Annotated in this window: 12 protein-coding genes; 10 read left to right on the top strand and 2 right to left on the bottom strand. The window is 65.6% G+C overall.

The window, feature by feature from the left end; genetic code table 11:
• Positions 1-3 precede the first annotated feature (3 nt).
• From B146_RS0123070 to B146_RS28730, 6 genes are all read left to right on the top strand, one after another.
• Positions 4-1,023: an ABC transporter substrate-binding protein gene (locus B146_RS0123070; protein WP_081631079.1), complete on the top strand. Its 1,020-nt coding sequence runs from the start codon at positions 4-6 to the stop codon at positions 1,021-1,023.
• A 77-nt stretch (positions 1,024-1,100) separates the two neighbouring features.
• Complete coding sequence (locus B146_RS0123065) at positions 1,101-2,105, top strand: ABC transporter permease (RefSeq protein ID WP_019998573.1); 1,005 nt, start codon at positions 1,101-1,103, stop codon at positions 2,103-2,105.
• Complete coding sequence (locus B146_RS0123060; RefSeq protein ID WP_019998849.1) at positions 2,102-3,019, top strand: ABC transporter permease; 918 nt, start codon at positions 2,102-2,104, stop codon at positions 3,017-3,019. Before B146_RS0123065 ends, B146_RS0123060 begins: the two co-directional genes overlap by 4 nt.
• Positions 3,012-3,866 (top strand): ABC transporter ATP-binding protein, encoded by an 855-nt coding sequence (locus tag B146_RS0123055; protein WP_026358877.1) that lies wholly within the window; start codon positions 3,012-3,014, stop codon positions 3,864-3,866. Before B146_RS0123060 ends, B146_RS0123055 begins: the two co-directional genes overlap by 8 nt.
• Entirely contained in the window at positions 3,863-4,591 is a 729-nt protein-coding gene (locus B146_RS0123050) for an ABC transporter ATP-binding protein (protein WP_019998847.1), read from the top strand. Before B146_RS0123055 ends, B146_RS0123050 begins: the two co-directional genes overlap by 4 nt.
• Before the next feature lie 132 nt (positions 4,592-4,723).
• A protein-coding gene (locus B146_RS28730) for an IS5 family transposase (RefSeq protein ID WP_155897685.1) occupies positions 4,724-5,480 on the top strand; the annotation gives its coding sequence in 2 pieces (ribosomal slippage) (positions 4,724-5,058 and positions 5,057-5,480; 759 coding nt in all).
• A gap of 104 nt (positions 5,481-5,584) precedes the next feature.
• On the opposite strand, the gene B146_RS0123040 is transcribed toward B146_RS28730, so the two are convergent.
• Both B146_RS0123040 and B146_RS0123035 read right to left on the bottom strand, forming a co-directional pair.
• A complete protein-coding gene (locus B146_RS0123040; protein ID WP_407638568.1) occupies positions 5,585-7,405 on the bottom strand; it encodes a TRAP transporter large permease subunit in 1,821 nt (606 codons plus the stop codon).
• 139 nt (positions 7,406-7,544) lie between these two features.
• Complete coding sequence (locus B146_RS0123035) at positions 7,545-8,597, bottom strand: LacI family DNA-binding transcriptional regulator (protein ID WP_019998845.1); 1,053 nt, start codon at positions 8,595-8,597, stop codon at positions 7,545-7,547.
• A gap of 104 nt (positions 8,598-8,701) precedes the next feature.
• Here B146_RS0123035 and B146_RS0123030 point away from each other — a divergent pair, with 104 nt between their 5' ends.
• The 4 genes from B146_RS0123030 to B146_RS0123015 all read left to right on the top strand — a co-directional run bounded on the left by B146_RS0123030 (position 8,702) and on the right by B146_RS0123015 (position 12,902).
• Complete coding sequence (locus B146_RS0123030) at positions 8,702-9,718, top strand: TRAP transporter substrate-binding protein (RefSeq protein ID WP_019998844.1); 1,017 nt, start codon at positions 8,702-8,704, stop codon at positions 9,716-9,718.
• Positions 9,719-9,805: 87 nt separating this feature from the next.
• On the top strand, positions 9,806-10,345 hold the full coding sequence (locus B146_RS0123025; RefSeq protein ID WP_019998843.1) for a VOC family protein: 540 nt from the start codon (positions 9,806-9,808) through the stop codon (positions 10,343-10,345).
• Positions 10,346-10,350: 5 nt separating this feature from the next.
• Positions 10,351-11,616 carry a ribulose-bisphosphate carboxylase large subunit family protein gene (locus B146_RS0123020; RefSeq protein WP_019998842.1) on the top strand — a complete coding sequence of 422 codons (1,266 nt, stop codon included), beginning with the start codon at positions 10,351-10,353 and terminating at the stop codon, positions 11,614-11,616.
• Positions 11,616-12,902 (top strand): four-carbon acid sugar kinase family protein, encoded by a 1,287-nt coding sequence (locus B146_RS0123015; protein WP_019998841.1) that lies wholly within the window; start codon positions 11,616-11,618, stop codon positions 12,900-12,902. Before B146_RS0123020 ends, B146_RS0123015 begins: the two co-directional genes overlap by 1 nt.
• Positions 12,903-13,020: the final 118 nt, after the last annotated feature.

Raw genomic sequence — 13,020 nt, 5'->3', positions numbered from 1 at the left:
GACATGGGCGGGGAGTATCTACAAACCCGCGACGCGGGCTCGGGTCCCTACATGCTGCGCACTTGGCGGGCCAACGATATCCTGATCGCGGAAGCCTTCAAGGACTACTGGCAGGGCGAGCCCGCGATGCGGCGCGTGATCCTGCGGCACCTGCCGGAATCGGCCGCCGAGCGCCTCCANATTGAGGCGGGCGACCTCGACGTCGCAACGCGCCTGTCATCGACGGACCTCGCGGCTCTGGAGAGCGGGGGCAAGGTCGCGGTCCAGCGCACGCCTGGCTATGGCTTCTACTATCTCGCACTGAACCAAAAGAACGAGATCCTCGCCAAACCTCAGGTGCGCGAGGCCTTCCGCTACCTCATCGATTACGAAGGCCTGTCGCGCGGTGTGATGCGCTACTACGGCACGCCGCAGCAGACCATCGTGCCGGCGGGCCTGCCGGGTGCGCTGAACGAGAACCCCTACAAGCTCGACATCGCCAAGGCGAAGGCGCTGCTCGCGGAGGCGGGCTATCCCGACGGCTTCGCAATGACCTACTATGCGAGCCCTCAGACGCCCGAGGGCGAGGTCGCCCAATCGCTCCAGGCCAACGCCGCCCAGGCCGGCATCCGCCTCGACCTGCAGATTGGCGACCATATCGGCAAGTTCCGGAACCGAGAGTTCGAACTCTTTTCGGCGCGCTCGGGCGAGCGCCTGCCCGACCCGCACCCAGTGCTTGGCTCATACGCCACCAACGCCGACAACCGCGACGAAGCCAAGCTCACCGGGCTTCTGGCTTGGCGCGCGGCCTGGGAGGTGCCAGCCGACATCCAGCAAGGCGTGCTAGCCGCCGCGCATGAGACCGACAACGCCAAGCGCGCCGATCTTTACCGCCAGGTCAACGAAAGCTATTTGCGGTCTTCACCCGCCTTGATCACCTCGTTCCAGCGCGTCGACGCGAAGGCCGTCCGTGGCGACGTGAAGGGCTATGTCGGCCATCCGACCTGGCTCACGCGCTGGGACACCGTGCGCAAGGAGCGCTGAGGGTGAGCGCCCCGGCGATCGATGCGCCAAGCGTACCCGCGGCACCGGCTTCGGGGCGGGCGCGCAAGGCGGGGCGGGTGCGCCGCTTCGTCAGCACAATCCTCATTCTCCTGACCACGCTTTTCGGCCTTCTCGCGATCACGTTCGCGGTCGGTCGCCTCGTGCCCGCCGATCCCGTAATCGCGGTGATCGGCGACCAAGCCGACCAGGAAACCTACCAGCGCGTCTACCAGAGCATGGGGCTCGACCGGCCGGTTCTCGTGCAGTTCGCGACCTATCTCGGTGACGTCGTGCGCCTCGACCTCGGCCAATCGCACGTCACCAAGAACGCGGTAGCGAGCGACCTCGCTCGCGTCATCCCGGCTACGATCGAGCTGGCGAGCCTCGCGATCCTGATCGGGGCGGGGCTCGGCATCCCGCTCGGCATCCTGGCCGCCGTGCGGCGGGGAACCTGGATCGACCATGTGGCACGCGTCGTCGGCCTCGTCGGCTATTCCACGCCGATCTTCTGGCTGGGCACGCTGGTGATCCTCGTCTTCTACGCCAATCTCGGCTGGATTCCGGGGGGCGGGCGCATCGACGTCTACAACGAAGGCCTTGTGGAGGGGCCGACCGGATCGCTTATCATCGATGCCGCCCTGGCACGGGAATGGGACGTGTTCTGGAGTGCGCTCCACCATCTCGTGACGCCGGCCCTCATCCTCGGCTACGCGGCGCTCGCCTATATCAGCCGCATGAGCCGCTCCTTCATGCTGGAGCAGCTCGGTCAGGAATACGTGCTCACCGCCCGCGCCAAGGGCCTCAGCGCGAGCCGCGTCGTCTGGGGGCACGCCTTCCGCAACATACGCGTCCAGCTCCTGACGATCGTCACCCTGTCCTTCCTCGGTCTCCTAGAGGGCACCGTATTGATCGAGACGGTGTTCGCTTGGCCAGGCCTTGGACAGTACCTTACGACCGCCCTGTTCTTTGCCGATATGAACGCCGTGCTCGGCAGTGTCCTTGTGATCGGCCTGATCTCGATCGCCATGAACCTTCTCGCTGATATTGCCTATCGCTTCGTGGATCCGAGGACCCGCCGATGAGCGCCACGACCCCGCCCCCCGCCGGCCTCCATGCCTGGCTCACCACCGAGGACGTGGCCTCCACGCGCCAAGCGCGGCTCGGCCGCCTGTATCGCGGCTGGCTCCTTCTCCTGCGCAACCCGCCCGCGCTGGCAGGTCTCGCAGTGATCGCCCTATTGATCCTCGTCGCACTTCTGGCCCCGCTCTTTGCGCCCTACGACCCGAACGTGCAGGCGATGGACCGCGCCTTGCTCGCGCCCGGCGCTGCGCACTGGTTCGGCACCGACGAATTCGGGCGCGACGTCTTCTCGCGCATCCTGTTCGGCGCGCGCACGACGCTCACGACCACCGTCCTTGTGACGGTAATCGTCGCACCGATCGGCTTCCTGGTGGGCGCGACGGCAGGGCTCCTGGGCGGCTGGGTCGATGTCGCCCTGATGCGCGTCACCGACATTTTCCTCGCCTTTCCCGGCCTCGTTCTGGCGCTCGCCTTCTCGGCGGCGCTGGGGCCGGGCCTGGAGAACGCGGTGATCGCGATCTCGCTCACCGTGTGGCCGCCGATCGCACGCCTCGCGCGGGCCGAGACGCTCACCGTGCGCGGCTCGGACTACGTGGTCGCAGCCGAGCTGCAGGGGGCAGGGCGCGGACGTATTCTCCTTCACCATCTAGTGCCGATCTGCGCGCCCTCGATCCTGGTGCGCCTGACGCTCAACATGGCGAGCATCATCCTGACCGCCGCCGGCCTTGGCTTCCTTGGGCTCGGCGTCCAGCCGCCTACCGCCGAGTGGGGCGCCATGGCCGCCTCAGGCCGCCAGTACCTCCTCGACGCTTGGTGGCTGACCACCGTGCCGGGCCTTGCCATCCTCTTCGTCAGCCTCGCCTTCAACCTGCTCGGCGACGGGCTTCGCGACATCCTGGACCCGCGCAATGGCTGACGCTTCGTTCCCAATTCTCACCGTCGAGAACCTACGCGTGGCATTCGGCACGCCCTCCGGCCCTGTGGAGGCGGTGCGCGGCGTTTCCTTCTCGGTGGGACGCGAGAAGCTCGGCATCATCGGCGAGTCGGGCTCGGGCAAGTCCATGACGGGGCGCGCCGTTATGCGCCTCCTGCCGCCAGCCGCCCGGATGTCGGCCGACCAGATGCGCTTCGAGGAGATCGACCTGCTTGGCGCCTCCGAGCGCGCGATGCGCACAGTTCGCGGCCGGCGCGTCGCGATGATCCTTCAGGACCCCAAATACTCGCTGAACCCTGTGATGACGGTCGGCAAGCAGATCGTTGAGATGGCGCGCCTGCACCTCAGACTGTCGGCCCGCGAGGCGCGAGAGCGCACGCTCGACATGCTGGCGCAGGTGCAGATTCGCGATCCCGCCCGCGTCTTCGCCCTTTATCCGCACGAGGTCTCGGGCGGCATGGGCCAGCGCATTATGATCTCGATGATGCTGATAGCTTCGCCCTCGCTCGTTATCGCCGATGAGCCGACCTCCGCGCTCGACGTGTCCGTGCGCCACCAGATCCTCGACCTTCTAGGCGAGATGATCGACGTTAAAGGGATCGGCCTCATGCTGATCAGCCACGACCTGAACCTTGTGCGCGCCTTCTGCGACCGCGTTCTCATCATGTATGCCGGGCAGATCGTCGAGCGCCTGCCTGCCTCCGAACTGGAACAGGCGCGCCATCCTTACACGAGGGGACTGATGGAGGCATTGCCACGGCTCGACCGGCCCACTGACATGCTGGCCGTCCTCCAACGGGAGCCGTCCTGGCGGGAGCCCGTCCGATGACCGCCGCGCTCGAAATCGCCGACCTCGTGGTCGAGTACGACGCGTTCCGCGCGGTAGACGGCGTTTCGTTCCGCGTCGAGCCGGGCACGACGTTCGGGCTGGTCGGCGAAAGCGGCTGCGGCAAGTCCACCGTGCTCGGCGCGGTCGCGGGCCGGGTGCGCGAATGGCAGGGCGGGATCCGCATCCAAAGCCGCCCGGTCGCGGCATCGCGGCGATCGCGCGAGGATCTACGCCTTGTCCAGATGGTGTTCCAGGATCCCTACGGCTCGCTTCACCCACGTCACACAATCGGACAGACGCTGTCCGAGCCGCTGGCAATCCATGGCCTCAGCGACCACGACCCGAGGATCGACGAGGCGCTGGATCAGGTCGGCCTTCCCCTCCGCTTCCGCTACCGCTATCCCCACCAGCTGTCGGGCGGTCAGCGCCAGCGCGTGGCGATCGCACGGGCGCTGATCCTCAAGCCGCCGATCCTGCTTCTGGACGAGCCGACCTCAGCACTCGACGTGTCCGTTCAGGCCGAGATCCTAAACCTACTCAAGCGGCTGCAACGCGAGCGCTCGCTCACCTATCTCCTGGTCAGCCACGACATGGCCGTTGTGGCGCACATGTGCGATCGGCTCGCGATCATGCGCGCCGGACGAATCGTCGAGGAAAGCGATCCGGACGCGTTGCGATCGGGTGCGCTCGAAAACTCTTATTCCCGCCTTCTTGCTGCGGGCTAGCCTTGAAACGCTTGCAACGCATATTGGATCAAATCATGCGAGGCGAAGGGGATCTAGGTAGGGGACCTACCCAACATATTCCCACGATTGGCGGATTCCATCCGGCATTGGGTTTTTTGGATGGAGACGATCATGCGCGATCTGTTCTGGCTGTCGGACGAGGCATGGGCGGTGTTGGAGCCGCGCCTGCCGAAGAACCAACCCGGCAAGCCGCGGGTCGATGACCGACGGGTGATCTCGGGGATCCTCCATATCCTGAAGACCGGCGGTCGCTGGCGGGATGTGCCGCCAGAGTACGGACCGGCCAAGACGATCTATAACCGCTACACTCGTTGGGCACGACGCGGCATCTGGCAGCGGATCTTCGCCAAGGTTGCCGCCGCAGGCGCTATCCCTCAAGAGCTTTGCCTCGACAGCACGCATGTCAAAGCACACCGCTCAGCATCCGGCGGAAAAGGGGGAGTTTGCCCAAGCGGTCGGCGTCTCGCGCGGCGGCCGAACGACGAAAATCCATTGTCTGGCCGATGCTGGTGGCCGGATCGTCGCCCTTGCCCTAACGCCCGGCAACATCGCCGACATCTCCATGGCTCTTCCGCTCTTAGAAGCCATGAGACCGACGAAGCGCCTAATCGCAGACAAAGCCTACGATGCCAACAAGCTGCGGACTTGGCTCATCCAACATGAGATCGAGCCGGTCATTCCGGGGCGGGCCGCCCGCGATATCGTCTATCCGCTGAACCGCAGGGCTTACCGCCGCCGCAACACCATCGAGCGCATGTTCGGCAGGCTTAAGAACTGGAAGCGCATCGCAACCCGTTACGACCGCCTCGCCATCAACTATCTCGCCGCCATCGCCTTGATCGCAACGACCACTCAATGGCTTGGGTGAGCCCCCAACCTAAGGGGTTTGATGATACCTCTTTATGAAGTCATTTTGCAGCCGCAGCCATTCGACGCTACCCTGCTTGAAAGCCGACGTTCCATTATCGGCTCTCAAAGGTAGCCAATCGAAAATGCAGGCACCACCGCGATGAGGAGCAGACCGACGAAGAGTGCCGCAATGTATGGCCAGATCGCGCCCATCGCTTCGTCCGGGGAAACGCTTCCGATCTTGCAGGCAATGTAGAAGCCGACGCCGATGGGCGGTGCCATGAGGCCGATGTTCATGGCGGTCACCACCACCATCGAGTAGTGGATGTCGTGGATGCCGAGGTTCTTGGCGATCGGAAACATGATCGGCGCCATCAGGACAAGCGCGGGCAGTCCCTCCAGCACGCAGCCGAGCAGCATGAAGACCCCGATCGTCACCAGCATGTAGGTGACCCATCCGCCCGGCAGGTCGGTGACGAGCGCGGCCATGTGGAAGGCGAAGCCCGTCTGCGTCAGGGTCCAGGCCATGGCCGAGGCGGTGCCGAGGATAAGGAGGATCGCGCCCGACAAGGCCGCGGTTTCGACCAGCATGGCGTACATCTTCCGGGGCCGGATGCCCCCGTAGAGCACGGCCCCGATCACCAGCGCGTAGAGGACAGCGATGGTGGAGACTTCCGTGGCGGTCGCGACGCCGCTGCCAACCGCCGATCGGATGAGGAAGGGCAGCACGAGGGCAGGGGCGGCGATCAGCGCGGTCTTGCCGATCGCCCTCAGCGGCGCGCGGCGGATGCCCTCCATGGCTTCGTGACGTGCCTTCCAGCGCGCGAGGACGGCAAGCACAACGAGGAGCACCATCGCGATCACGAAGCCCGAGGTGAAGAGGCCCGCGATGGACACGCCCGCGACCGATCCGAGCACGATCAGGACGATGGAGGGCGGCACCGTGTCAGCCATCGCCGCCCCGGTGGCCAGAAGCGCGATCATCTCCTTGGGCTTGTGGCCGCGACGCTTCATCTCGGGGAAGAGGGCAGGGGCGACGGTCGCCATGTCCGAGACCTTGGAGCCCGAGATTCCCGATACGAGGAAGAGCGATCCGAGAAGGACGTAGCTCATGCCGGCCTTCACGTGGCCGAGCATCGAGGCGAGGAACTCCACGATTGCCTTGCCCATACCGGTGGCGTCAAGAATGCAGCCGAGGAGGACGAATATCGGCACCGAGATCAGGATCAGCGCCGACATGCCCTCGTCCATGCGGCCGATCATCACCATGGTCGGAATCGATGTCGTGAACGTAAGGAAGGCCAGCGCTCCGAGGCCGAAGCAGAAGGCGATGGGCACGCCGATCGCCAGGAAGAAGGCGACGAAGCCGACGAGGAACACGAGGATGTTGCCGTAGCCGAGTGACGAGAGGCCGGACGACAGGAACCAGAGGCCTGCCACCGCGAGGCCGATCGCTGCGAGGCAGCCCGCGAACTGCGCCAGCGTGCCGGAGCGGAACGCATCCCGCAGGACGAGGACGAGCATCAGGCCGATGCCGACGGGCAGACCCGCGACCCGCCAGCTCATGGGAATGTTGAGCGCGGCGGAGGTGAGGTATGATTCCTCCACGACGTACTCGACGGCTGGCTCCAGCAACGCGACCAGAAAGGTCGCGACAAGGAGCAGGCCGAGCGTCGAAGCCAACCCACGCAACCGCTCGGGAAGCATGTTGAGGAAGATAGTCAGCCGCAGGTGCTCGGCCCGGTCGATCGCGATGGCGGCACCCAGCATCGCCAGCCACAGGAAGGCGATTGAGGCCGCCTCGTCGATCCAGACGACGGGGATGGAGAAGACGTAGCGCGACACGACCCCCATCAGCAGAAGCCCGATAATCCCGACGAGCAGCAGGGCTGCGACCGCTTCGATGGGCTTCATCAGCGGGGAGCCGGAGCGCACCTCCAGCATCTCCTCGGCCAGGGCCTCGTAGGTCGTCTCGTTCGTCTGCGCCAGCGACATCGCGGCCTCCTCCCAATTCATTGGCGCGGCCTGTCAGCCGCGCGGCTAGCCGTCAGTGCCGGGACGGTCCTCCGACGCCCCGGCACACTCAAGGCAGGTTCTCTCGGAACACCACCTCGATGCGCATGGTCGCGGCGGCGGCCTCGACCGGTCGACCTGCTCGCACGTCGGCGAAGATCGCGGCGCATCGGCGCACCGTGTCCTCTGCGCTCTGGGTGATCACCGCGTCCATCGTCCCGTCCACGAGGTATTCGCGCGTGTCGGGCGTCAGCCCGTGGCCGACGAAGACGATCTCGCGTTCACGTCGCGCGTCTTTCAGCGCGCGGCCGACGCCGGACGCGCCGCCGCCGATGTTGTAGATGCCGGCAAGGTCCGGGTGCTGCGACAGGAGCATGCGCATCTGCCGGTGGTTCAGCGCTTCGTCGTCCTGCCCCTCGCGCAGGCCGACCACCTCAATGCCGGGATGCTCCTCCTGCAGGAGGTCGAGGAAGCCCATCTCGCGCTCCCCGTGCGCGCGGTAGCCGAGGCTGCCGGCGATCATCGCGACCTTGGCGGGACGCCGTGTGATGAAGCGGGCAAGGAGATAGGCAGCCATCCGCCCGGCCGCACGGTTGTCGAGGCCGAGATAGGCGGTTCGCCCGGGACTCGCGACGTCGGAGATCAGGGCGATCACGGGCACGCCATTCGCGCCGATGCGCGTCACCGCCTCGCGCACGACAGGATGCTCGATGCCCATGAAAGCGATTCCGGCGGCGGTCTTGGCGTGTTTTTGGAGCGCCTTGGCTAGAAGCTCGGGGTTGAAGGAGCGGATGTGTTCGACGGTCGGGCGAAGCGACTGGCGCTCGAAATGGGGCGCCATCTCGGTGATCTGACGTCCGAGCTGCGTCAGGTAGCGGTTGGTCCCTTCCGGCAGGAGGAAGACGATCTGTCCCTTGGGCACCACTTCCCGGGCGCGCTCATCGCTTCCGTCGACATAGCCGAGTTCCGCCGCCGCCTGCATGACGCGCCGCGTGGTCAGCGCCTTGACGCCCGCTCGCCCGTTCAGGACGCGGTCGACGGTGGCCGTCGAGACATCGGCCAGCCGAGCCACGTCGGTGATCGTGGCGCGGCGCCGGATACTGGCTTCGTCGGTGATACTCATACAATCACATCATTTAACATCAAAAAGATGATTTGACCCAATCATTCGTATGATCGATTTTGCGAATAGGGAAGCCCAAATCGAACCTGGGGAGGAAAACCGACATGACGCTCACCCGACGCACGCTTCTGCGGGGCTTGGCCGCCGTTCCAGCCGCTGCCACGCTGTTTTCCGTTCCGCGCTATGCGCATGCCGCCGAGATCACGCTGCGCTACGGCAACAACCTGCCGCTCAGCCACCCGCTCAACATCCGCGCCAGGGAAGCTGCGGAGCGCATCGCCAGAGAGAGCGACGGCCGCGTCGAGATGCAGATCTTCCCCGCGAACCAGCTTGGCGGCGACACGGATATGTTGTCCCAGGTCCGCAACGGAGCGCTCACCTTTTTCACGCCCTCGGCGCTGGTGATCGCGACCTTGGTCCCGGTGGCCGCGATCAACGCGGTCGGATTTGCCTTCTCCGACTACGACCAGGTATGGGCCGCGATGGACGGTCCGGTCGGCGCCCATGTGCGCAAGGCGATCGAGGGCTCCCGTCTCCATGCGCTGGAAACGATGTGGGACAACGGCTTCCGCCAGATGACCACGAGCGGTGAGCCCATCACGTCCGCGGCCTCGCTTTCGGGCCTCAAGATCCGCGTGCCGGTCTCGCCGATCAGCATCTCAATGTTCTCAGGGCTGGGCGCGGCGCCCGCCAGCCTCCAGTTCTCCGAGGTCTACACCGCGCTCCAGACCAAGGTCGTGGACGCGCAGGAGAACCCGCTGCCGATCATCCAGGTCGCCAAGCTCTACGAAGTGCAGCAGTCCTGCGCGCGCACCAACCACATCTGGGACGGCTACTGGTTCATCGCCAACGGCCGGCAGTGGTCGGGCATGCCCGACGACGTGAAGGAGATCGTTTCGCGCGCCATCAACGAGGCAGGTCTCCAGCAACGCGCCGACATCAAGGCACTGAACGCCTCCGTCGAGGCAGACCTTTCGGCCAAGGGGCTCACCTTCAACGAAGCGGACACCGAGAGCTTCCGCGCCAAGCTGCGGGAAGCCGGCTTCTACGCCGAGTGGAAGGGGAAATTCGGCGAGGAGACTTGGGGTCACCTCGAAAGTGCCGTCGGCACGCTCGCCTGATCCGTGGCGGGCGGGCCATGCACTCCGCCCGCTGCCCATTTCCGGCAGGCCGCAATGGCTTGCACCTACTCTTCAGAAAGACGATCCATGAGCCGATTCTTCGGTGAAATCAGACAGGCCGGTTACGTCGTTGACGACATTGTGGCGGCGATGGACCACTGGTCGCGGGTCCTCGGCGTCGGGCCGTTCTTCTTCAAGGAGCGCGTGCCAATCGAGAACTATCAGTACCGTGGGACGAGCCATACTCCGCACAACTCGGTGGCCCTGGCCAATTCCGGTCCCTTGCAGATCGAGCTCATCCAGACCCGTAACGACGCGCCCTCCATGTATCGCGACTTCAAACAGGCTGGCCATCGCGGTCTTCAGCATGTCGCCTACTGGACGCAGGACTACGACGCCGATCTCGCGCGTCTAATCGCGGAAGGGTTCGAGCCCGTCATGAGCGGCGAGGTCGGCGAGCGCGGCCGCTTCGTTTATTTCGATACCGAGTTCCATCCGGGCACCGTCATCGAACTGTCCGAGGTGGCAGGCCCGAAGGGGCGCATGTTCGATATGATCCGTGCGGCATCGGAAAGCTGGGACGGTCGGGATCCGGTGCGTCCGTTCCCCGACTTGGCGACGGTCTGACGGCCATGAGTGCCGAAACCTTCGAGTCAACCTATCTCGTCGAAACGCCCCTGCCGCTGGAGAAGGTTGCGGAGATCATGGCGGGCGAGCAGTCCTGCGGCACCTTCACCCGCGTCGAGGGCGAGACCGACGCTTTACGCGAGCGCGCCCGGGCGATCGTCGTCTCGGTCGAGGACCTCGGCGAGGCAGCCCAGCCCTCCGTGCCGAGCGCCTGGCTGCGGCGACGTGGCGAGACGCGCGTTTCGCGCCGGGGCCGGGTGGTTATCCGGTTTCCGGTTGCCAATGTCGGAGCGAATCTATCGACCCTCGCCGCAACCGTCGCCGGCAACCTCTTCGACCTCGGCGAGGCGACCGGGCTGCGCCTAGAGGATGTCCGGGTTCCCACCGCCTATCGCCACCGCTTTCCCCTGCCGCGTCACGGCGTGGCCGGCACCCGGCGGCTGACCGGCGTCGTCCGGGGGGCGATGGTCGGCTCGATCATCAAGCCCAATGTCGGCCTGTCCGCTTCCGAGACGGGCGATCTCGTGGCGCGCCTGTGCGCCGCCGGGCTCGACTTCATCAAGGACGACGAAATCTCCGCCGATCCCGACCACGCGCCGCTCGCCGAGCGGATCCCCGCCGTTATGCGCTCGGTAAGGGCGCATGAGGACCGCACGGGCAAGTCCGTAATGGTCGCCTTCAACATCACCGACGAGACCGACGCCATGCGCCGGCATGCCGACCTGATCGCCCGCGAGGGCGGCACCTGCGCGATGGTCAGTCTCAACTGGTGCGGTTTCTCCGCGGTGGAAACGCTGCGCCGGCACACCGACCTTGTGCTCCACGGCCATCGCAACGGCTACGGCGCCTTCTCGCGGCACGAGGCGCTGGGCATCGGCTTTCGCGCCTACCAGACGCTCTGGCGGCTTGCCGGTGTCGATCACATGCATGTCCACGGCCTCGCCGGCAAGTTCGCGCAGGAGGATGTCGAGGTCATCGACAGCGCTCGCGCCTGCCTGACGCCCCTGGCCGAGGACGACGACCGCGTCCTGCCTGCCTTCTCCTCCGGGCAATGGGCTGGAACCGTGCAGCCGACCTATGCGGCCGTCGGAACCAGCGACCTCCTGTTCATGGCGGGCGGCGGCATTATGGCCCATCCCGGTGGGCCGGCGGAGGGGGTTGCCAGCATCCGAGCAGCGTGGGTCGCGGCGGAGAATGGAATCGATCTTGTCGAAGCGGCCCGCACCGATCGCGCTCTGGCGCAGGCGCTCGACTTTTTCGGCGCACGCTGATGGACGCGCCACGCTACGGCTGGTTCGGCGACGACTTCACGGGTGCGACGGATACGCTGGCGACGATCAACGAAAGGGGACACCGCGCCTTCCTATTCCTCGGAGTTCCCGACGCTGCACATCTAAGCGCGGCGGGGCCGCTCGATGCGGTCGGCATCGCCAGCGCCACACGGTCGATGGGATCGAGCGAACTGCGCACCGCGGTGGAGCCGGCGGGCAACTTCTTCCGGGCGCTTGGGGTCCGACTCGTCCACTACAAATGCTGCTCGACCTTCGACAGCGCGCCGGAGGTCGGGAACCTTGCGGTCGCGATCGAGACGCTCCGCCCTTTCGTCGACCATCCGACCGCGGTGATCTTGGGCGGCCAGCCCTCGCTTGGCCGCTATTGCGTTTTCTCCAACCTTTTCGCCGCCGCAGGCGACGAGACCCACCGCCTCGACCGGCATCCTACGATGAGCCGACATCCCGCGACGCCAATGGGAGAAGCCGACCTAAGACGGCATCTGGCAACGCTTGGTCTCGAATCGGTCGAGGGGATTCATTACCGATCTCTGGATGACGGAGCGCGTCTACTAGATCGACTTGCCTCGTCCGAAGACGAAGCCGTCCTTTTGGATGCATTGACGCAGGAGCATGTGTCTATGGCTGGCGCAGCCTTGAGACGGATGGCCGAAAACGGTTCCGTTCTGGCGGTGGGGGCGAGTGGCGTCGCCGAAGCATTCTTTGCGGCTCGCCAAGCGCCAACAGTCGCGGCAACCAACAATCTGGAGGTTTCGCAGGTGCTGGCCATAGCTGGCTCCCTGTCGCCGACCACCCGTGAGCAAGTCCTTGCGTCGCGACGCTACCGGCGGCTCCGGATCGACCCCGTTACTCTCATCGCCAGCAGCGCGTATCGGGACGACGTCCTTGCGGATGCGACGAAAATCCTGCGAATCGGCGACAACCTCCTCCTTCACACAATGTCGCTGGATGGCCTGACGCCAGACGCTGCCGACATTTCGCTCGCTCTGGAAGGGGCGAGGCTCGTCAGCGCGATCCTCGACCAGTATCCGGTCCGTCGCCTGATCGCTGCCGGCGGCGATACCTCCAGCCATCTAGTTCAGACGCTCGGCATTTGGGGGATTGGTTTCGCGGGGCGCGCCGACAAGGGCGTCGCGGTGTCTAGGGCACGGTCTGATCGGACCGACCGCGACGGTATGCTGCTGATCCTCAAGGGAGGTCAGATGGGGGAACCCGACCTCTTGGACCGGTTCGCCGGTTCGGTCGATGTCGAGCACCTAAGCTGAATAGCTTGGTCCGCCCCCGATCGGGTGCCACGGTTCAAAACCGACGCCTCGGCGTCGGCAGTTCCAAGCAACTGCCATACGCATTCCTGACATTACCTGCTCAACCGCTAGTATCCAT

The organism is Aureimonas ureilytica DSM 18598 = NBRC 106430, assembly GCF_000382705.1.
GTDB classification, from domain to species: domain Bacteria; phylum Pseudomonadota; class Alphaproteobacteria; order Rhizobiales; family Rhizobiaceae; genus Aureimonas; species Aureimonas ureilytica.
This window is presented reverse-complemented; position numbering and strand designations above follow the sequence as displayed.

Bases quoted from the DNA above. Each gene is read 5' to 3' on its own strand.
- B146_RS0123060 (WP_019998849.1), top strand. From the start codon at position 2,102: ATGAGCGCCACGACCCCGCCCCCCGCCGGCCTCCATGCCTGGCTCACC.
- B146_RS0123055 (WP_026358877.1), top strand. From the start codon at position 3,012: ATGGCTGACGCTTCGTTCCCAATTCTCACCGTCGAGAACCTACGCGTG.
- B146_RS0123050 (WP_019998847.1), top strand. From the start codon at position 3,863: ATGACCGCCGCGCTCGAAATCGCCGACCTCGTGGTCGAGTACGACGCG.
- B146_RS0123040 (WP_407638568.1), bottom strand. From the start codon at position 7,405: ATGCTGGAGGTGCGCTCCGGCTCCCCGCTGATGAAGCCCATCGAAGCG.
- B146_RS0123035 (WP_019998845.1), bottom strand. From the start codon at position 8,597: ATGAGTATCACCGACGAAGCCAGTATCCGGCGCCGCGCCACGATCACC.
- B146_RS0123030 (WP_019998844.1), top strand. From the start codon at position 8,702: ATGACGCTCACCCGACGCACGCTTCTGCGGGGCTTGGCCGCCGTTCCA.
- B146_RS0123025 (WP_019998843.1), top strand. From the start codon at position 9,806: ATGAGCCGATTCTTCGGTGAAATCAGACAGGCCGGTTACGTCGTTGAC.
- B146_RS0123020 (WP_019998842.1), top strand. From the start codon at position 10,351: ATGAGTGCCGAAACCTTCGAGTCAACCTATCTCGTCGAAACGCCCCTG.
- B146_RS0123015 (WP_019998841.1), top strand. From the start codon at position 11,616: ATGGACGCGCCACGCTACGGCTGGTTCGGCGACGACTTCACGGGTGCG.